This is a genomic window from Limosilactobacillus gastricus DSM 16045 (assembly GCF_001434365.1).
GTDB lineage: Bacteria > Bacillota > Bacilli > Lactobacillales > Lactobacillaceae > Limosilactobacillus > Limosilactobacillus gastricus.
Genome location: NZ_AZFN01000001.1, coordinates 38,134 through 57,755, shown reverse-complemented (window position 1 = coordinate 57,755; position 19,622 = coordinate 38,134). Strand labels below are relative to the sequence as shown.

At 41.6% G+C, this 19,622-nt stretch carries 18 protein-coding genes and 1 other annotated feature; of the genes, 5 read left to right on the top strand and 13 right to left on the bottom strand.

Annotated features, from left to right (window positions below; all coding sequences use genetic code 11):
* Positions 1-6: 6 nt before the first annotated feature.
* From glgA to glgB, 4 genes are read right to left on the bottom strand one after another with little or no spacing between them, the layout of a single operon-like run.
* The gene (gene glgA, locus FC60_RS00280) at positions 7-1,437 is read right to left on the bottom strand and encodes a glycogen synthase GlgA (RefSeq protein WP_056936543.1); all 1,431 of its coding nucleotides are present in this window, start codon (positions 1,435-1,437) and stop codon (positions 7-9) included.
* 4 nt (positions 1,438-1,441) lie between these two features.
* Entirely contained in the window at positions 1,442-2,587 is a 1,146-nt protein-coding gene (glgD, locus tag FC60_RS00275) for a glucose-1-phosphate adenylyltransferase subunit GlgD (RefSeq protein ID WP_056936542.1), read from the bottom strand.
* Entirely contained in the window at positions 2,574-3,719 is a 1,146-nt protein-coding gene (locus FC60_RS00270; protein WP_056936600.1) for a glucose-1-phosphate adenylyltransferase, read from the bottom strand. Before FC60_RS00270 ends, glgD begins: the two co-directional genes overlap by 14 nt.
* Positions 3,720-3,733: 14 nt before the next feature.
* A complete protein-coding gene (gene glgB, locus FC60_RS00265; RefSeq protein ID WP_056936541.1) occupies positions 3,734-5,632 on the bottom strand; it encodes a 1,4-alpha-glucan branching protein GlgB in 1,899 nt (632 codons plus the stop codon).
* 271 nt (positions 5,633-5,903) lie between these two features.
* Here glgB and FC60_RS00260 point away from each other — a divergent pair, with 271 nt between their 5' ends.
* Entirely contained in the window at positions 5,904-7,691 is a 1,788-nt protein-coding gene (locus tag FC60_RS00260; RefSeq protein WP_056936540.1) for a glycoside hydrolase family 13 protein, read from the top strand.
* A gap of 94 nt (positions 7,692-7,785) precedes the next feature.
* On the opposite strand, the gene rplL is transcribed toward FC60_RS00260, so the two are convergent.
* Positions 7,786-8,151, bottom strand: a complete 366-nt coding sequence (gene rplL, locus FC60_RS00255; RefSeq protein WP_007121925.1) for a 50S ribosomal protein L7/L12 — start codon at positions 8,149-8,151, stop codon at positions 7,786-7,788.
* A 62-nt stretch (positions 8,152-8,213) separates the two neighbouring features.
* The gene (gene rplJ / locus FC60_RS00250) at positions 8,214-8,717 is read right to left on the bottom strand and encodes a 50S ribosomal protein L10 (RefSeq protein ID WP_007121926.1); all 504 of its coding nucleotides are present in this window, start codon (positions 8,715-8,717) and stop codon (positions 8,214-8,216) included.
* 30 nt (positions 8,718-8,747) lie between these two features.
* Positions 8,748-8,864: a sequence feature (ribosomal protein L10 leader region), on the bottom strand.
* A 116-nt stretch (positions 8,865-8,980) separates the two neighbouring features.
* Between rplJ and FC60_RS00245 the strand changes: the two genes are divergently transcribed.
* Together FC60_RS00245 and FC60_RS00240 are read left to right on the top strand one after the other, a co-directional pair.
* Positions 8,981-9,703: a DUF554 domain-containing protein gene (locus tag FC60_RS00245; RefSeq protein ID WP_056936539.1), complete on the top strand. Its 723-nt coding sequence runs from the start codon at positions 8,981-8,983 to the stop codon at positions 9,701-9,703.
* A 95-nt stretch (positions 9,704-9,798) separates the two neighbouring features.
* Entirely contained in the window at positions 9,799-11,121 is a 1,323-nt protein-coding gene (locus tag FC60_RS00240; RefSeq protein ID WP_056936538.1) for an APC family permease, read from the top strand.
* Between the two features lie 98 nt (positions 11,122-11,219).
* Here FC60_RS00240 and FC60_RS00235 read toward each other — a convergent pair whose 3' ends face one another.
* The 6 genes from FC60_RS00235 to FC60_RS00210 form a co-directional block, all read right to left on the bottom strand.
* The gene (locus FC60_RS00235) at positions 11,220-11,909 is read right to left on the bottom strand and encodes a class A sortase (RefSeq protein ID WP_056936537.1); all 690 of its coding nucleotides are present in this window, start codon (positions 11,907-11,909) and stop codon (positions 11,220-11,222) included.
* Positions 11,910-11,973: 64 nt separating this feature from the next.
* The gene (locus FC60_RS00230) at positions 11,974-12,219 is read right to left on the bottom strand and encodes a type B 50S ribosomal protein L31 (protein ID WP_007121929.1); all 246 of its coding nucleotides are present in this window, start codon (positions 12,217-12,219) and stop codon (positions 11,974-11,976) included.
* Positions 12,220-12,309: 90 nt separating this feature from the next.
* Positions 12,310-13,572 (bottom strand): UDP-N-acetylglucosamine 1-carboxyvinyltransferase, encoded by a 1,263-nt coding sequence (locus FC60_RS00225; RefSeq protein WP_056936536.1) that lies wholly within the window; start codon positions 13,570-13,572, stop codon positions 12,310-12,312.
* A gap of 127 nt (positions 13,573-13,699) precedes the next feature.
* Entirely contained in the window at positions 13,700-15,301 is a 1,602-nt protein-coding gene (locus FC60_RS00220) for a CTP synthase (RefSeq protein WP_056936535.1), read from the bottom strand.
* Between the two features lie 163 nt (positions 15,302-15,464).
* Positions 15,465-16,013, bottom strand: coding sequence for a DNA-directed RNA polymerase subunit delta (gene rpoE, locus FC60_RS00215; RefSeq protein ID WP_056936534.1), 549 nt, complete (start codon positions 16,011-16,013; stop codon positions 15,465-15,467).
* A gap of 44 nt (positions 16,014-16,057) precedes the next feature.
* Positions 16,058-16,483 carry a YwiB family protein gene (locus FC60_RS00210; protein ID WP_056936533.1) on the bottom strand — a complete coding sequence of 142 codons (426 nt, stop codon included), beginning with the start codon at positions 16,481-16,483 and terminating at the stop codon, positions 16,058-16,060.
* A gap of 84 nt (positions 16,484-16,567) precedes the next feature.
* Here FC60_RS00210 and FC60_RS00205 point away from each other — a divergent pair, with 84 nt between their 5' ends.
* On the top strand, positions 16,568-17,914 hold the full coding sequence (locus FC60_RS00205; RefSeq protein WP_056936532.1) for an HD domain-containing protein: 1,347 nt from the start codon (positions 16,568-16,570) through the stop codon (positions 17,912-17,914).
* 15 nt (positions 17,915-17,929) lie between these two features.
* Positions 17,930-18,748, top strand: coding sequence for a Cof-type HAD-IIB family hydrolase (locus FC60_RS00200; protein ID WP_056936531.1), 819 nt, complete (start codon positions 17,930-17,932; stop codon positions 18,746-18,748).
* 93 nt (positions 18,749-18,841) lie between these two features.
* Here the strand turns inward: FC60_RS00200 and FC60_RS00195 are convergent, their stop codons facing one another.
* The gene (locus tag FC60_RS00195; RefSeq protein WP_056936530.1) at positions 18,842-19,534 is read right to left on the bottom strand and encodes a hypothetical protein; all 693 of its coding nucleotides are present in this window, start codon (positions 19,532-19,534) and stop codon (positions 18,842-18,844) included.
* Positions 19,535-19,622 lie beyond the last annotated feature (88 nt).

The window sequence follows — 19,622 nt, the reverse complement described above, 5'->3', positions numbered from 1 at the left end:
AGACCCCTAACCTATTAACTCACCATACATCCATTGATACTTACTTGCGGAATCTTTCCACGAGAAGTCACTCTTCATGGCCGTATGCATCATCTTTTGCCAAACTTGCGGTTTAGCGTAAACATCTAACATTTGTTTAATCTTATCTACCATTACATATCCTTGGTAATCGCGGAAGCCAAAACCAGTTCCTTCATTAGTTTCTGGATTATAGGCCCAGACGGTATCGGCGAGCCCGCCAATTTGATGCACAATCGGTAACGTGCCATAGCGTAAAGCAATTAATTGTGATAAACCACACGGTTCAAAAGCTGATGGCATTAAGAAAGCATCACACCCGGCGTAAATTCGTTGAGCCAACTGCGGATCAAAAGCTAACATCAAGCGGAACTTATCTGGATGCCGGCTTGCAATCTCTTTAAATCGATCTTCGAAGAACTGATCCCCATTACCCAATAAAACCACCTGAACGTTAAATTGGAGAATATTATCTAATTCTTCGACTAATAATTGACAGCCCTTTTGCGCCGTGAGTCGACTAACCAGCCCAATCATTGGCACGCGAGCTTTAATTGGTAAATTGAGTTCTTTTTGTAAGGCTACCTTATCTTTTTTCTTTCCCGCCATTTTTTTAAGGGAATAATGAACTGGAATGTCTGGATCAGTTTGGGGGTTGAACTTTTGATTATCAATCCCATTTAAGATCCCCGTTACCTTCCAGGCGACCGAACGCAGGACGCTATCTAACCCATAACCAAATTCTGGTGTTTTGATTTCTTCTGCATATGTTGGACTGACGGTTGTCACCCGATCTGCATATAAAATCCCCGTCTTCATCCAATTAACATCATTATCTTGCCGAACAGTCCCATTATCGTACCAGTCATAGCCTAACCCGAATAATTCAGGTAAAACGGTTGCATCATATTGACCCTGAAATTGAATATTATGGATCGTAAAGACCGTTTTAGTTTGATCATAAGCGCCCACAAAGCCCCATTTCTCACGTAATAAGAATGGAATAAAGGCCGTATGATAATCATTACAGTGTAAGATATTAGGAATAAAATCAAAGCGCTCCATAAACATAATGACGGCCTGTTGGAAGAAGGCAAACCGTTCACCATCATCATAATATCCGTAAACGCCGGGACGATCAAAGTAGTATTGATTATCAACAAAAAAGTAGCGAACGCCCCGATCCCGATATTCAAAAATCCCACAATATTGATTCCGCCAACCAACTTCGACGTAGAAGTTACCAAGATAGGTAAATTTTTCTTGGTATGTTTGAGGGATGTCCCGATACATTGGCAAGATCACCCCTACTTCATCACCATCTTTAGCTAATTGATTCGGGAGGGCTCCTAAAACATCTCCTAAGCCCCCAGTTTTAATAAATGGAGCACATTCAGCTCCGCTAAATAAAACTCTCACGTTTTTAGCTCCCTTCAATTACATCTTGGTTCACCACTTGATTCTTACGAATAACCACTGGCCGTTCAGGACTCCCCTTAATCACTATACCTGGTTCCACCACAACATTTTTGTCAATAATGGCATAAGAAACCTGGGCGCCCCGTTTGATCACCGCATTCGAAATGACAATCGAATGATCGATTTGGGTGTCTTCTTCTATTTTTACCCGACGCGAGACCACGACATGATCTAAATGCCCTGCCACCTTACAACCAGTGGAAACTAGTGATTGGCTGACTTGCGAAGTCTTGGTGTAAAAATTTCCAACCTCATTCTTGATTCGGGTAATGACTTTTTGACTCCCATTCAACAAAGAATCATAATGGGTCTTTTCCAGCATATCCATATTAGCTTTAAAGTATGACATAACATCATGGATGTTTTGCATATAACCGGTATATTCATAAGCACTACTATGTTCATGCGTCATTAACCGGGCTAACCCTTCCGTCGCGTCAGGTACAATCCCACTCATCTGGGCGCGATCTAAAACATCCACAAACCAATCCGCATCCGCAATATAAACATTCATAGATAAGTTATATTGTTCTTGTTCACTCATTTCGTGAATTCGATGATTTCCGACAACCTTATTTTCTTCATCAAATAAGAAGAGTTGATCATCTGGAGCGATTTGCCAACGATCAACCTGTTTGAACACGCCCGTAACCTTATTTCCAGAAACCTGGTGAAACTTTAAGATTGCTTTGAGGTCAACATTAGCTAACATTTTATTCCCGATATAAACTACATAGGCTGAACCATAATTTCGAATAAAGTTAATAATCCGATCAAAATACCGCACCCCTTCATACTTCTTCCGGAGCATTTCTTGGGCAAAATTGATTTCCAGATAGCTCCCAATCGTATCTAATCCCCACTCCTTACCACCACCAAGGTGGTCAAGATATGATTGAATCTTATCTTGGTTCACCATCATAAAAATCTCGCGGATATTTGCGTTTACAATACTACTTAATGGGAAATCCATCAATCGATATTTACCAGCGAAATAAAGGGTAGATAAGGAACGGAAACTTGTGATTGGTTGTAGTTCGTTGTATTCATACACATTATCAAAAACGGCGCACATACTATTCGTTTTCATTTGGAATGACCCCCACTCGTTCATTATTTCCAATTACCGCAACCTCTTCTTGCCCATCAATCACCTTATTGCGACCAATTTCAGCATTTTCCCCAATAATGGCATGATTAATAACCGCTCCTTCACCAATGATTGCTCCTGGCATAATAACCGAATCCGTGATTTTGGCGCCCTTTTTCACATTGGCGTTCACTGATAGAATACTATGCTCAACTTCTCCATCTACATAACAGCCATCAACGACCATCGAATCCTTCACTGTCGCATTCCCTGTAATTAATTGGGGAGCCGCGATGGTATCCTTGGAATAAATCCGCCATGAACGATCGTATAAGTTCAATTCGTTATTGGGATCAAGTAGCTCCATATTGGCATTCCAAAGGGAGTCGATTGTCCCTACATCACGCCAGTAACCGCTGAATTGGTATGCAAAAACTCGTTCATCACTTTGTAGATAGAAGGGAATCACGTTTTTCCCGAAATCAAGCATTTGATTATCGGTTGAAAAAGCCGTCGTTAAGGCATCACGAAGTCGCTGCCAATCAAAAATATAAATCCCCATGGAAGCATGATTACTTTTTGGTTGCGCAGGCTTTTCTTCAAAATCAATAATCCGGTTACTTACGTCAGTATTCATGATCCCATAACGTGAGGCATCTTCCATTGGTACATCCATCACGGCAACCGTTAAAGTAGCATTATTATCAATATGTTGCTGAATCATTTCATCATAATCCATCTTGTAAATATGATCGCCCGACAAAATCAAAAGGTATTTCGCTCCTTGCCGATCAATAAAATCGATATTTTGATAGATGGAATGGGCCGTTCCTTCGAACCACCGACTGCCGCGATTGTCGGTATATGGTTGAAGAATATTAATACTTGAATCCAGTCCATCAAGTCCCCAACTGAACCCGTTACCAATGTGACTATTTAGTTTCAGCGGAATATATTGAGTAATCACGCCAATATTGTCAATGCCAGAGTTCACACAATTACTAATGGTAAAGTCAATAATGCGATACCGTCCTCCAAACGGCACCCCGGGTTTGGCTTGGTTTTGGGTTAAGCTACCCAGTCGCGTACCTTTCCCGCCGGCTAGAATCATTGCTAAAACGTCTGATGCCATCATCTAATCCTCCTTTATTTCTTCTTATGCCGATGTGGTTTAATCGTCACTTTAGTAGGTTTTAAGATTAACGCTCCAAAAGCTGGTACATTCGTTTCCAGTTGATAATCAAATTGTTTAAATGGTCGTGCAACGGTCTGGCTTTCTGGATTATCAGTTTCCCAAGTCCCGCCATATGTTTTTAAAGCCGAATTAAAGACTTCATGATAAATCCCAGCATATGGGACGCCGATTGTGAAATGATCACGTTCCACCGGAGTAAAATTCAAGATCACTACCACAAAATCATGGCGAGTCTTTCCCTGTCGAATAAACGATAAGACCGACTCATCACGGTTATCTGCGTCGATCACTACTAAACTAGCTTCTTCTTGTTCTAACTCCCACAGGGCCCGTTCTTGAAGATAAAAATGATTTAGGGACCGATCAAAAGCTAGCATTTGATCATTCAGCGGATCTGTTTGATTACTCCACTCTAAACCTTCATTGAAACGCCATTCCAAATACTGACCATACTCGCCACCCATGAATAGTAATTTTTTCCCTGGATAAGTCATTTGCATGGTTAATAATAATCGTAGTTGATCGAACTGCTGTCGCCGATCGCCCCACATCTTATTCATTAGGCTTCGTTTTCCGTGCACAACTTCATCATGTGATAATGGCAGGATAAAATTCTCACTCATCCGATACATGAAAGAGAAGGTTGCTTGATTAAAATTATCTTTCCGGAAATAGGGATCCATCCTGTAAAAGTCCAGTTGATCATTCATCCATCCCATATTCCATTTATAATCAAAGCCCAGGCCACCATCTTCAATACGCCCCGTAATTTTCACTTGAGACGAGCTTTCTTCAGCAATCATTAATACTTCAGGATGCATCCATTTAATCGTTCGATTTAAAGTATGTAAAAAGGCAATCCCTTCAAGATTCCGATTACCACCATATTGATCTGGTTCCCATTCGCCTGGTCCCCGATCGTAATCGCGATAGAGCATGTTGGAAACCGCATCGACCCGTAACCCATCCACGTGATAGTTTTCAATCCAAAACAGTGCACTTGATAGTAAGAAGGACACTACTTCGGGCTTCCCTAAGTCAAAATTCAAGGCACCCCAACCACGATTCTCCGCGCGCCATTTTTCCTGATATTCATAAGTCGGGGTCCCGTCATAATAGGCTAGGGCATCGGCATTGATGCAAAAGTGTCCTGGTACCCAATCGATTAAGACCCCAATATTAGCTTGATGACAAGTATCCACAAATTCTTGGAAGTCCGCCATCTCACCATAAGCATGCGCCAAGGCAAAGTATCCTGTCACTTGATACCCCCACGAAGCATCCAGCGGGTGCTCCGTTAAGGGCATGAATTCAATGTAATTAAAGCCTTGCTCTTTAACATAGGGAATTAATTCGGCGGTCAAATCTTTAAATTGATATAGCGAACCGTCGGCATGTTGTTTCCAAGAAGCCGGATGGACTTCGTAAATATTCATAGGACGTGAGAAGTTATTCGATCGTTTGTTCCGTCCCTTCCAAAGTCCATCATGCCACTTCCTGGTTGGCATTTCTGTTACCATTGCCGCCGTCCCTGGTCGCGCTTCATAGCGTAGGGCCATAGGGTCAATTTTCATAACTTCCTTGCCATTGGGCTCTTGCACTAAAAACTTATATAATTGCCCGGTTTGTGCCCGGTTGATTGTAATCGACCAAATTCCGTAATCATCCATGACCATGGGGTGCGTCTTTTGCCAATCATTAAAGTCACCAACAACCCAGACTTGCTTAGCATGCGGTGCCCAGACACGAAATACAAAGCCATCATCGGTCCGATGACACCCCATAAAATCTTGTAAGTGGTACTCCTCGCCCTTAGCAAAATATGTTAATCGTTTTTTGAATTCCTCCATCAGATCCCCACCACCTATTCTTTGCTAAAATATTATATAAAATTAATTAAATAACTTATTGTAACCGTTTCAAGCGTTATTCAAGAATATCTGTTATCCTTAATATAACGGATTTGGAACCGTTTCCTGAGAAGTTTGTTATTTTCTACTTATATTATATAATAATTAAGTCGAAAAGCCCAAACTATTTTAGAATTTAAGACAAAGCTGGTAAAAAATCCGATTACTAGCAGTATTATCTTTCAAATCAAAAGAGAGACGAGAATCACACATGAAAGCTTATTATAATTCTTGGGACGAAAATTTTAAGCGACCCTTTGGGGCCGTTAAAATAAATCAAACGATTACCTGGCGAATTATCGTTGATGATCCTAATGTCCAGGTTTATCTGCAACTAGCTCGAGTTGGCGACCAAGAGGTGGCTAATCCCATGCAACAACATGACGGATCAACCTGGGAATACCAGTTAGCATTAATCAAACCCGGTCTGTATTATTATTACTTCGAGATCCATCATCAGGAAAAAACGATTTGGGCCGGGCGTAATGACTTAGGGCAAATAACGCTCACGGATGACTATGCCCAACTACAAAAATTCCAATTGACTTGCTACCAGTTTGAAAATCCAACTCCTGATTGGTATTGCCACGGCGTAGCCTATCAGATTTTCCCCGACCGTTTCTTTAATGGGCATCCGCATAAAGAAATTACAGGGCGTAAACCAAACAGTTTCTTATATGCAACCGAGCAGGACCAACCCTACTACATTAAAAATAGTGATGGCGAAATTGTTCGTTGGGACTTTTACGGCGGTAACATAGCCGGCATCCAGGCTAAGATCCCCTATCTAAAATCACTGGGCGTGACCATTCTTTATCTAAACCCGATTTTTGCCGCTACCAGCAATCATCGTTATGACACCAACGACTTTTTCACCATCGACCCGATGTTAGGGAGTGAAGATGAATTTAAGAATTTGGTGACCAGCCTTCATCAAAATGGAATTCACTTGATTCTTGATGGTGTCTTTAACCACGTGGGGGAAGATAGCATTTATTTCAACGCTCACCAACTCTATGGGCCGAATACTGGTGCTAGTCAAAACCAACACAGTCCCTATTATTCTTGGTTTAAATTCACGCATTATCCAGATAAATATGCTTCCTGGTGGGGGGTCAGCAATCTTCCTGAAGTTAACAAGGCGGACCCGAGCTATCAAGATTTCATTTATGGTAATCAAGGGGTTTTACACAAATGGGATCAATTGGGAGTAGATGGTTGGCGACTAGACGTTGCGGATGAATTACCAATGGACTTTTTGCGGCAATTACGAAACCGAGAAAGGATTGAAGGTAATCAAGTTCTAATTGGTGAGGTTTGGGAGGATGCCTCTAATAAATATGTAGGTAATGAGCTCCGAACTTATCCAAACGGCGATAACTTATCTGGAACCATGAATTATCCAGTCCGGAATTTTATCACTAATTACCTTCGCCAAATTGATGTCACTAAGACCGTTACCGAGTACCTGGGTTTGATCGAAAATTACCCACGTGATTTCATGCAAAATTGCCTGAATAACATTGGGACTCACGATACCATTCGCATTAAAACAGCGCTGAATAATGACGAACAATTAGTTCAAATCGCTTTTGCCATGCTCTTCATGTTACCAGGCGTACCTTGCCTTTATTACGGTGATGAAGCCGGTCTAGTGGGAGCAAAAGATCCTGACAATCGACGATTTTTCCCTTGGGATCAGATTAATCAGACAATACAAGCAACCGTTAAAAACTGGATCAAACGCCGCCGTCAAGAAGACCTTTTGGTCACCGGTGAGATTGGTCTAGCTTATGACGAGCAAGGTCATCTAATGATCGTCCGCTATCAAGATCACCAGGCTGTTTTACTATTGATTAACCCATCTAAATGTCCATGGACGGTTAATCCCCATCAATTAACCCATCTCCATCTCCCAGCAACCATTTGCGACCAATTAGGCCACTTTTTAAAAGAAAAACAAGTCGCCGGAAAACAAAGTCAATTTATAAAGCTTTAAAAAATAGGCGGGTGAAGACTACATTGCTTCACCCGCCTAATTTTGTGCAAAATAAAAAGCCATCAAATGATGGCTTTTGGTAATATGATCGTGACTACTTAAGGGTAACAGTAGCACCAACTTCTTCAAGCTTAGCCTTGATGTCGTTAGCTTCGTCTTCCTTAACGTCTTCCTTAACAGCTGCAGGGGCACCATCAACGATTGCCTTTGCATCCTTAAGGCCAAGACCAGTAATGTCCTTAACAACCTTGATAACCTTAACCTTAGCAGCACCTGCTTCAGTTAATTCAACCGTGAAGCTGTCCTTAGCAGCAGCTTCACCACCAGCAGCACCAGCAACTGCAACTGGAGCAGCAGCTGAAACGTCAAATTCCTCTTCAATTGCCTTAACAAGATCGTTAAGATCTGAGATTGATGCTTCCTTTAATGAAGCGATGATAGCATCCTTATCAAAAGCCATGTTAGATTCCTCCAATATTTGTTATATAGCTATTTGTAAAATTGAATTGGTAAACGATTCGCTTATGCAGCTTCTTCTTCGGCCTTGTCGGCCACAGCCTTGACGGCCCGAGCGATCTTGCGCATTGGGTCTGACAAAGCAGAAGCAAGCATTGAAAGCAAGTCTTCCCGACCTGGCATCGTAGCGTATTCGTTGATTTCGTCAAGAGTCTTGATGGACTTTTCAATGAACCCACCCTTAACTTCAAGAGCTTCATGTTCATCGGCAAACTTCTTCAAGATCTTAGCAGGTGCAATCGCATCTTCATCTGAAGAAACGATTGCCGTAGGTCCAACAAAGACATCGTTTAAACCTTCGTAATCAGTGCCTTCAACGGCCCGTTGCAAGATCTTGTTCTTGATAACTTGCATCTTAACACCTGATTCACGCAATGTCTTCCGTAAAGTAGTCACTTCTTCAACTGTTAAACCACGGTAATCAACAACTAATGCTGTTTCCGCATTAGTTAACATTTCCTTAGCCGCTTCAACTGCAGCGGCTTTCTTAGCGATAGTTGCTTCACTCATTTGATTTCACCTCCCTATTATTTATTTGATCGGATTATTAAAAAACCCCTATGACTGAAAGACATAGAGAAGAACGGTTCGTTTCTTCCTCGGCAGGTAAAATTAAGGCAAAGCCACCTGAGTCTTAGGTCGAGTCATATTTAATCAACTTTTATAGTTTACCAAATTTTTTCAGGGATGCCAAGATTTTTATCCCCAAAAAGCTTGGCTAAGCAATTTTCATTTTGTTAAAATGAATCCAATTACTGTTAAGGAGCAAATCTATGAGTGGACTTGGAACCCTAATTAATGCTGGAGCCATTATTGCTGGTGGCCTACTAGGCTATCTTTTCCAACGCTTATTAATTCCACGAATCCAACAAACCGTTTTACAAGCGATTGGTTTAGCCGTGATCTTTATTGGCATTTCAGGGAGCCTCGCCTATATGTTAAAAATCAACCAGCATCAACTAGTTACCCAGGGTAGTATTATGGTAACCATTTCCTTAGCCCTTGGCGCTGCTATCGGCGAAGCTCTAAAGATCGAAACTGGGTTTGAAAAATTGGGGCACTGGCTACAAAAAATCAGCCATAACGAAGGTGATTCTAAGTTTATCGAAGGTTTCATCACGGCTACTTTAACAACTTGCGTTGGGGCCATGGGAATTCTTGGCGCTTTCCAAGACGGTATCAACCACGATTACACCACTTTAATCGCTAAAGCAGTGATTGACGGCGTTTTTATAGCAATTATGGCCGCTGGTTTTGGGGTCGGACCCATCTTTTGTGCTGTCCCCCTCTTCATCTATCAGGAGGCCATTACCTATCTTGCCGTCCTCATTCGCCCCTTACTAACTAGCACCATGATCAGCGGAATCTCTTTAGTTGGCTCAATGCTCATCACCTGTATTGGTCTCAACATCATGTTTAATTTAAAGATCAAAGTTGGTAACTTCTTACCATCGCTTCTGATCGTCGTTATTTATATTGCAATTTGGGGTTTTTAGCTAGTATTAGCATTCTGATAATGCTAAGATATATTCAGTATTAATCCGTTAGCCAGCTAAATTTGGTTAACGGATTTTAATTTGGAGGATTTTAAATGCAAACATCAGATCAATCTACTCTTAAAAGGTCATTAGGTTTAACCTCCGCCCTGTCGATCGTAGTGGGGACCATTATTGGCTCTGGAATCTTTTTCAAGCAAGGTTCCGTCTTAGATAGCGCTGGTTCCTCAACCATGGCTATCATAGCGTGGATCTTTGGCGGAATTATCACCCTAACTGCCGGCTTAACGATTGCTGAAATCGGGGCGCAGATGCCGGATACTGGTGGACTTTACGTCTACATTGAAAATATTTATGGACGAATTCTTGGCTTTTTATCCGGTTGGATGCAAATTATCGTTTATGGACCCGCAATTATCGCTTCGGTCGCTGGTTTTATGAGCATCTTGATGGTTAATTTCTTTGGCCTCAGTAATTTCTGGCGCATCCCCTTGGCGGTAATCACGATCGTTGCCATTGGCTTAATGAACCTATTGGAGAATAAAGTTGGAGCTGCCTTTTCCGTTATCACAACGATTGGCAAAATGCTCCCCATAGCTGTCATTATCATTGTCGGTCTATTTTGGGGCCATCATAATGCCCTGGGGCAGACCATTTCAGGAATCCACCAATCAACCGGTAATTTGGGGGTTGCGGTTCTGGCCACCCTTTTTGGCTATGACGGTTGGATTCTCATTGCCAGCCTAGGGGGCGAAATTAAACGTCCCCAAAAATTACTTCCCTTAGCCATTATTTGGGGAATCATTATCGTCTTAGTCATTTATACCTTGATCACAATTGCGGTTTTTCGTTTTCTACCTGCTAGTCAAATTCACCAACTTGGTGAAAATACGGTAGCTTATATCGCTAATACTGTTTTTGGTGAGATTGGTGGAAAGTTACTTTCGGCTGGAATTATCATCTCTATGATGGGGACCATTAATGGTAAAATTCTTACTTTCCCCCGGATTGTCTATGCGATGGCACGACGCCAAGATATTCCCTTTTCTAGGCCACTCTCGTATTTGACCCCTAAAGGAAAATCCCCAGTAGTGGCAACTACTTTCATCATTATTCTCGCAACCATCATGATGATTTTCTTTGATCCCGATCATTTATCCGATTTATGTGTCTTTACTGTTTATTGCTTCTATACCTTAGCTTTCTTTGGGATTTTTATTTTACGTCGCCGCAACCATTTTCGACCCTTCTCTACCCCGCTTTATCCATGGATTCCGTTAATCTCTATCTTCGGCGGACTCTTCGTGATCGTCAGCGAAATTTTAAATGACCCTCAAGGGGTGGTTTTATTTCTAGGAATTGTTATCGTCGGTCTACCAATCTTTTATTTGGTTAAGCGTTATTATCGCCAGCGATGATAAGAAAACATTATGGCGCAATCCATAACTTCAATTACAAGTATGTTTAAAGAATAAGGATGGTAAGAAACGCCAATAGGTTTTCTTACCATCCTTTATTATTGTCCATTAGTATATTTTTGACTAAGCGCTTTTTGCACTTTAGCAGGCGCATGGTTGTATGTATAAGATTTAACATAGGAGCCGCGAATCATCAACCGCCGAGATCCATCATCATTACAAGTAATTAAGGTAATGATCTTTTCGGCTGTATTATTAACAACTTCTACCTGGGTCGCGTCGATAAATTTACGTTCATAGATCCGATATTCATAAACTCGATTCAAATCCGTAATGTAGATCTTTTGCCCCACCTTAGCATGATAATATAGTGGTGAAAAGAGAATCTTACTTCCATTAGCCATATTATGACCAGCTAGCGCATAATTACCTTCCCCCATTTGTTGATCTGCCCGCATGGTTCCCGCTGCCAGCGCTAAAGTAGTATTATCAACTCCTTTAGCAATTGGAATCGTCATTTTGATATCAGGAATGGTAATCACCCCAATCACCTTTACCGATTCTTTATTGGCCCGGGCCTTCGCAACCGTTTGTAGATTTAGATCCTGTACATTACTAAAATCGTAACTAGCCTTTTTCTTGGTATTCGCCTTTATTGATTGCCGCGTGACCGTGGGATGATAAGAATCAACCAAATAATCTTTAACCTGTTGATTAAAAATTAATAATAAACTTACGATTGCTAACATCAAGACTAATAGCCAATAAAGACATTTCTTAATTTTCATCTTGATCCTCCCTCAACACAAAAGGCCATTCCGTTGGAATGGCCTTTTTGATATCGAAGTATGATTACTTGAGACCGTACTTCTTGTTGAACTTGTCGACTGCCCCATCGACTTGAGTAAACTTTTGCTTACCAGTGTAGAATGGGTGTGAGTCAGAAGTAATTTCAACCCGGATCAATGGGTATTCGTTCCCGTCTTCCCACTTAACCGTTTCCTTAGAAGTAGCGGTTGATCCTGAAATGAATTGCTTACCAGTTGCTGAATCTTCAAAAACAACATAGTGGTAATCTGGATGAATTCCTTGTTTCATAATTAATATCTCCTTTTGCCATGAATCATTGCCTGAAACATAGTGATTTAACCCTAGTAATATATCATATTTGGTGGGGTTATTGCAAGACTAATCTTCGTCTTCAATCGCGACATCCGCATTTAAGCGATTCAACTTCCACACAATCCGATCATAGCCTCGCAAAATATGATCCGCATTGTGAATAATCGTCGTCCCTTCCGCCATTAAACCAGCAATCATTAAGGATGCTCCAGCCCGGATTTCCGCTGCTTTCACATCTGCTCCTCGTAATTGTTGGGACTGGCGAACCAAAATACTGCCGTCTTGGGCACTAATGTCCATCCCCATCTTTTGCAATTCTGGAATATGCTTAACCCGCTTTGGATAGATTGTATCAACGACCCGACTTTCCCCAGCCGCCCTTGACATCAGAGGGGTTAAGGGTTGTTGCAAATCTGTGGCAAAACCTGGATAAGGCATGGTTTTAACAATGGTCGGCTTCAAATCATGGACCGTTGGTACGTAAATCCGATCTATCCCAATTTGTAAATCGACTCCCATATCAATCATCTTACTGGTGTAGGCCTCAATGTGTTCTGGAATCACATTGTTAATCATAACCCCATCACCCATCGCCGCTGCTAGTGAAAGATACGTCCCCGTTTCAATCCGATCGGCAATGATGGTATGAGTATTCATCGATTGCATGGTCTGCACTCCAGTAATCCGGATGACATCGGTCCCAGCACCCCGAATTTGAGCACCCATGTTATTTAGAAAAGTGGCTAAATCAATGATTTCTGGTTCACGAGCAGCATTTTCAATCACCGTCGTGCCCTCAGCACGGACAGCGGCTAAAATGGCATTAATTGTAGCACCCACGGAAACCATATCCATAAAAATTCGCGCACCATGGAGCCCTTGGGGAGCATCCAGATGAACCGTCCCATTATCTTCACTGACCGTGGCCCCCAAAGCCATAAAAGCTTTTAAGTGTTGGTCAATCGGGCGTGGTCCAATATTATCTCCACCTGGGAAAGTCACCGTTGCCCGGTGGAAACGTCCCAATAAGGCCCCCATAAAATAATACGAGGCCCGCAAACTCTTAATGGCTTTACTTGGTAATTCGGCTTCAATAATTTGCGTTGGATCGACATCTAAGACCCCATGCGTAAAGGACGACTTTACATTCATCGATTCTAAAATGATCATGAGGTTATGAACGTCCAGAATATCTGGAACCGTATCAAACTGGACCGGCGTATCGGCTAAGATCGCTGCTGGGATCAAAGCAACCGTGCTGTTTTTAGCCCCGCCAATGGTAACTTCACCAGCTAGCCGGTTTCCTCCTTTGATAATCATTTTTTTCATGATTGAAAGTCCTCATTTCTACGTAAGTTAGGGAATCACCCTAAACTAATTAATCAGCTAATAACAATAATAAATAAAAAGCAAGGGAAAAACAAGTCGGTTAATTAAATATTAATAAATCACCTGATTAAGCCCGAGCCGCAGCCTTCACAAAAGCAGCAAACAAGCCTTCAGGATGATTAGGCCGGGATAAAAATTCTGGGTGATATTGCGCAGCCACAAAGAAACGATTTTGTGGAATTTCAACCACTTCCACCAGATTACGTTCAGGGTTAATTCCTGAGATCACTAACCCATGGTCCTCTAATTCTTGCCGGAAGTCATTATTAAATTCATAACGGTGCCGGTGCCGTTCACTAATGATAGCTTGATTATCGTATGCAGCTGCGGCAATCGTTCCCGGTACCAATTGACAAGTATAAGCGCCCAAGCGTTGGGTTCCCCCCATATCTTCCACCGATTCTTGATCCGACATCAAATCAATAACATTGTGGGCTGTATTAGGATCAAATTCGGTTGAATTAGCATCTTGGTAGCCCAAAACATCGCGAGCATATTCAATTACCGCGGTTTGCATTCCCAAACAAATCCCTAAGTATGGTACATCATTTTCACGAGCATACTTAATGGCAGTAATCATCCCTTCTACTCCACGGTTACCAAAGCCCCCGGGTACTAGGATCCCGTCGTATGATCCGAGAACTTCTTTAACGTTGTCAGAATTAATATGTTCCGCATTAAAGTGATCAATCTTAACCTTCGCATTAACTGGAAAACCAGCATGCCGGAGCGATTCATTCACTGAAATATAAGCATCTTGTAAATCAGTGTATTTACCAACCATGGCAATCTTAACTTCCTTGGTTAACCCATGCTTAATATGATCAACCATATCTTGCCAAGCTTGCATATCGGCCGCTGGAACGTCTAAACCAAAGTGGTCAACCACCAACTGATCCATCTTTTGTGCTTGTAGCATCAATGGAACTTCATATAAGACGGAGGCATCCATCGACTCAATCACTGCTTCGGGAACCACATCACAGAAATCGGCGATTTTAGCCCGCATTTCATCAGTAATGTGTTCTTCAGTCCGTACCACCAAGATATTTGGCTGAATCCCGAGTCCCCGTAATTCACGAACACTGTGTTGGGTTGGCTTCGTCTTCATTTCTCCCGCCGCCCGTAAATAAGGAATTAAAGTGGTGTGAATATATAAGACATTTTCACTTTCCTTTTCCTTCTTCATCTGACGGATGGCTTCCATAAATGGTTGAGATTCAATATCACCAACCGTTCCACCAATTTCCGTAATTACGACTTCAGCGTCGGTACTTTCCCCAGCCCGTTGAATTTTATCCTTGATCATATTGGTGATATGAGGGATAACTTGGACAGTCCGACCAAGGTAGTCACCACGTCGTTCCTTACGTAAAACCTCTGAATAAATTTTCCCGGTTGTCACGTTGGAATAACGGTTAAGGTTATTGTCAATAAACCGTTCATAGTGGCCTAAATCGAGATCTGTTTCGGTTCCATCATCCGTCACGAAAACTTCCCCGTGTTGATAAGGACTCATGGTTCCTGGATCCACGTTAATGTATGGATCAAATTTTTGAATTGCAATCTTCAAACCACGATTCTTTAATAACCGTCCAAGTGAAGCCGCAACAATCCCTTTACCTAATGACGAAACCACACCACCGGTAACAAAAATATACTTGGTCATTCTAGTTCTCCTTTATTTGGCTGGGGCGTACGCGCTAATAAAATAAGAAGGCTCCCTATTTCTACGAAACAGGGAGCTTTCATTAATCGTACAAAATGTCCCAATGATTTGGGAGCCCAAATAAAATAATACAAAGGGCACTTCTAATAGTCAAGTCGATTAATTAATTTTCTTCGTCGTCTTCTAGTTCATCGTCACTAAATTCCGACAATTGATCTTCGATGTTGGTATCCTCATCGTCATCTTCGTCCGGATTATCATCATCATAATCGTCATCGTAATCATCATCGTCAACGTCATCATCATCCAGATCTTCATCTTCTGGATCATCATTGTCATAATCGATTACGTCATCATCGTCGTCTGAACCAGCCAAAAAGGCGTTGACTTTACGCCGTTTTTTCTTCGGACGATCTTCTTCATCGTCGGTTTCCCCAACCGTCGCTTCATCAATTGAATCGTATGGATACCATGCACGCAATCCCCAAGTATTATCACCAAGTGAGATAAAACTCCCGTCTACGTTTAGGTCCGTGTAAAATTGTGAGAGTCGTTCACGAATTTCCTCGTCGCTCTTATCGAGGTATTGTTGAATCTCATTTGTTAAGTCTGCAAAGGCCATTGCTTCTCCATGGAAAGACAAAATGGCGTGTGCGAATTCAATCATTGAAAGTTCTGACTTGTCTTGACCGTCAAAAACATGTAATTCCAATTGGTGCACATCCCTTCAAAAAGTTTACTCTTTATCTTACGATATTACGCCTTAAATTGCAATTTAATCTGATAGTTACCAAGTAATTGCCCTTGATTCAAAAGCTGATATTTAATCCATACTTCGCCTTGACCACGCAACCAATCAATTGTGACCTTCAAATCCTGAGTCCGGACCGTTAAATCAATGACTCCATAAACCGTCGGATACTTGCTGATGGTTGCTTGATGCTGATCAAAAACCATCGTGGATCTTAATTGCCCATGACGGCTTAAGATCACTTGATCTTGATCAAATCGGAATTGAATTGGGGTTTCCAGTTCATTTTGTCTTTCAACATAACGTAAATAACGCTTTTGATTGCCCATTTGGACTAATTGACCGGGTTCTTGAAAGGCAAATTCTTCTTGCTGGTTCCCTTGACGAATTAGACTTGAAACTTCCACCGTCACTGCTTGTTGTAGCACCATTTTATTTCCCCTTTATAATTGATTTCGTTTTCAATTAATTATCCGTTATAATATAGCATGTTTAGACTTTTAATGGAGGTTCGTATGTCATTTCAAGATGAAAATTTGCAAAAAGAAAAAGTCTTTCGTGACCCCATCCATGGCACCATTATCGTCGATAATCAAATTATTCTCGATTTAATCAACACCCCAGAATTACAGCGTTTGCGCCGGATCAAACAACTGGGAACGACTTCACTAATCTTTCACGGGGCTGAGCATTCACGCTTTGGTCATAGTTTAGGCGCCTACGAAATTGCTCGGCGGATGTGTAATCACTTTCAACGGAATTACCCTCAGCTAACTCCTGGGGATGGCCGCTGGGATGACAAGGAACGCTCTGTTGCGCTTTGTGCTGCCCTGTTGCATGATCTAGGGCATGGGCCATTCTCACACACTTTTGAACATATTTTTAATACAAATCATGAAACGATTACCCGTAAGATTATAACCCAGGATACTAACGTAAATCGAATTTTACGCCGGGTTAGTGATCAATTCCCTGAACAAGTTGCAAGTGTGATTGACCACACCTACCCTAATCCCCAAGTCGTCCAAATGATTTCTAGTCAAGTGGACGTTGATCGCATGGATTACCTCCAACGTGATGCCTACTATACGGGGACCAACTATGGCTTAGTCGATTTAGATCGAGTTTTGCAGGTAATGCGACCGATTAAAGATGGGATTGCCTTTGATATTTCGGGAATGCATGCCATTGAAGACTACATTATTAGTCGTCTGCAAATGTATTTACAAGTTTATTTCCACCCCGTGACCCGGTCTCTCGAAGTTATCTTAGACCATCTCTTGATGCGGGCTAAACACCTATACGAAGACCGCCCTAGTCTATCAGAATTCACCCCGGATCTCTTAATGCCGTTCTTTAATCAAGCTACTCAACTCGATGATTATTTGGCGCTCGATGATGGCGTCTTAACGACTTACTTCCAACACTGGACCCATGCTCATGATGATATCTTAGCGGATTTGGCGAATCGTTTTTTAAACCGAATTCCATTAAAATCCGTTATTTATGATCAATCAACCGTTAATCTAATTCCCCAATTGCAGGATTTAATTACCAAGGCAGGCTTCAACAGTAAGTACTACACCGATACGAATTCAAGTTATAAATTACCTTATGACACATATAATCCTAAAGAAGCCAACCCCCAATCACAAATTGAGCTTTTACAACCAAATGGGGAATTGGTTGAACTATCCAGCGTGAGCACACTCGTCCACAGTGTTAGTGGCCATGCTCAAGGAGATGAACGGTTCTTCTTTCCAAAGGAAATGCTGGGTGAAACAGATCAAACCGAACTGTTTGCCCCAATTTACCAAGAATTCCAATCACACATTCAAAACCATACTATTATCAAACATTAAAGGAGCTTATTTATTATGGCTATTAAATTAGTTGCAATCGACATTGACGGAACTTTAATTACCGATCAATTAACCATCACCCCAGCAACCAAAGAAGCAATTCAACAGGCTACTAAGCAAGGAGTGAAAGTGGTCCTTTGTACCGGGCGTCCAATGACGGGCGTATCAAGTTACTTGGATCAATTAGAATTAAACGGCCTATCAGACGAATATGTGATTAGCTTCAACGGAGGATTAGCTCAAAATACTGCTGGAGATCAATTAGCCAAATTTGTCATCCCATTCGACGATATGATCGATTTAGGTTCATTTGCGCTCAAGCACGCCCTCCACATGGTCGTCGAAACCTCTCACCATATCCATTCGATTAATCGGCAAATTAGTTCTTTCTCAACGGATGAATCCAACTTGGTTTCTTTACCATTACAATATTCTTCATTAGATGCTTTAGCTGATTGTCGCCAAGACTTAACGATTAGCAAATTAATGTTTACTGATGATGCTCATTTAATTGACCAAGCGATTGAAGATTTGCCCGAAGAACTTGCTAGCCGTTTCAACATTGTCCGAAGCGAACCCTACTACCTAGAGTTCGTCAATCCTAAGGCCAGTAAAGGAGCCGCTTTAAAATTATTAGGCGAAGAATTGGGCATTCAAGCTAATGAAATGATGGCCCTTGGAAATGCTCAAAATGATGAATCCATGATCGAATTCGCCGGCTTAGGTGTGGCGATGGAAAACTCCATTCCAAGCACCCTGGCAATTGCAGATGCCGTAACGGCAAGTAACAATCAAGATGGGGTTGCTAAAGCCATTGAAAAATATGTCCTTTAGGAACAATTCAAAAACATAAGAGGCAGGAGGAGAAACGAAATTTTGTTTCTCATCCTGCCTCATTTTTTAAGCATTCATTATCATACTTTTAACTTAACTAATTTGGGTCACGGCGCCAGTATCAGCATTGTAATCATAGATTCCAATTAGATTGGCCACAGTATTATCAGCATTGCTCTGCCGAACCTCAAACCGATATACGTCACCATTTTGACTAACTGGAATAATCCCATAGCCTTGTTGACTAAAGCCCATTTTGCTAGCAAATTGGCTAATGACGCTTTCGCTAGTCGAATTAGCTGCCGCGGCATTAGCAACACTAGAACTTGCCGAAGTAGTACTGCTGGTTTCACTAACCGAACTAGCACTGTTTGTCACACTTTCGCTTGAACTAGTAGCTTTGGTAATCTTCGCCCGCAAAGCTTGGAAAGCAGCTTCCATCTTCATATTACCAGATTTAGCTGCTGACAAGTTAGTTAAAGCTTGGTCATAGTTTCCTTCGTCGTAAGCTGACTTTGCTGAAATGTAATTTTGTAAATCGCTCGCCAAATTTTTGGTCTTCGTCGAGGTACTTCCTGAATCATTTAAAGTATCAAGCGCTGCCTGATATTTACCAGCGGCAATTTGTTTTGTTGCCCTATCATAAGCACTGGTGTGAGTAACACTTGAATTTGAAGTGTTCGACTCACTAGAAGCCGACTTATTGGTGCCACAAGCTGCCAAGGTAACTGCTGCTAATAGGGCTGCCGTCCCAACCAAGCCCTTTTTAATCCCGTTTGATTTCATTAGTTAACTTTCCTCCTTAACGTCGGAATCGAACTTATTTTACAGATTATTAATAATTCTAACATACGAAACAAATAAACCACAAGTT

Bases quoted from the DNA above. Each gene is read 5' to 3' on its own strand.
- FC60_RS00225 (WP_056936536.1), bottom strand. From the start codon at position 13,572: ATGAAAAAAATGATTATCAAAGGAGGAAACCGGCTAGCTGGTGAAGTT.
- rplL (WP_007121925.1), bottom strand. From the start codon at position 8,151: ATGGCTTTTGATAAGGATGCTATCATCGCTTCATTAAAGGAAGCATCA.
- FC60_RS00245 (WP_056936539.1), top strand. From the start codon at position 8,981: ATGAGTGGACTTGGAACCCTAATTAATGCTGGAGCCATTATTGCTGGT.
- FC60_RS00270 (WP_056936600.1), bottom strand. From the start codon at position 3,719: ATGGCATCAGACGTTTTAGCAATGATTCTAGCCGGCGGGAAAGGTACG.
- FC60_RS00235 (WP_056936537.1), bottom strand. From the start codon at position 11,909: ATGAAAATTAAGAAATGTCTTTATTGGCTATTAGTCTTGATGTTAGCA.
- FC60_RS00205 (WP_056936532.1), top strand. From the start codon at position 16,568: ATGTCATTTCAAGATGAAAATTTGCAAAAAGAAAAAGTCTTTCGTGAC.
- FC60_RS00240 (WP_056936538.1), top strand. From the start codon at position 9,799: ATGCAAACATCAGATCAATCTACTCTTAAAAGGTCATTAGGTTTAACC.
- rplJ (WP_007121926.1), bottom strand. From the start codon at position 8,717: ATGAGTGAAGCAACTATCGCTAAGAAAGCCGCTGCAGTTGAAGCGGCT.
- FC60_RS00260 (WP_056936540.1), top strand. From the start codon at position 5,904: ATGAAAGCTTATTATAATTCTTGGGACGAAAATTTTAAGCGACCCTTT.
- FC60_RS00220 (WP_056936535.1), bottom strand. From the start codon at position 15,301: ATGACCAAGTATATTTTTGTTACCGGTGGTGTGGTTTCGTCATTAGGT.
- glgB (WP_056936541.1), bottom strand. From the start codon at position 5,632: ATGGAGGAATTCAAAAAACGATTAACATATTTTGCTAAGGGCGAGGAG.
- FC60_RS00210 (WP_056936533.1), bottom strand. From the start codon at position 16,483: ATGGTGCTACAACAAGCAGTGACGGTGGAAGTTTCAAGTCTAATTCGT.
- FC60_RS00195 (WP_056936530.1), bottom strand. From the start codon at position 19,534: ATGAAATCAAACGGGATTAAAAAGGGCTTGGTTGGGACGGCAGCCCTA.
- FC60_RS00230 (WP_007121929.1), bottom strand. From the start codon at position 12,219: ATGAAACAAGGAATTCATCCAGATTACCACTATGTTGTTTTTGAAGAT.
- FC60_RS00200 (WP_056936531.1), top strand. From the start codon at position 17,930: ATGGCTATTAAATTAGTTGCAATCGACATTGACGGAACTTTAATTACC.
- glgD (WP_056936542.1), bottom strand. From the start codon at position 2,587: ATGAAAACGAATAGTATGTGCGCCGTTTTTGATAATGTGTATGAATAC.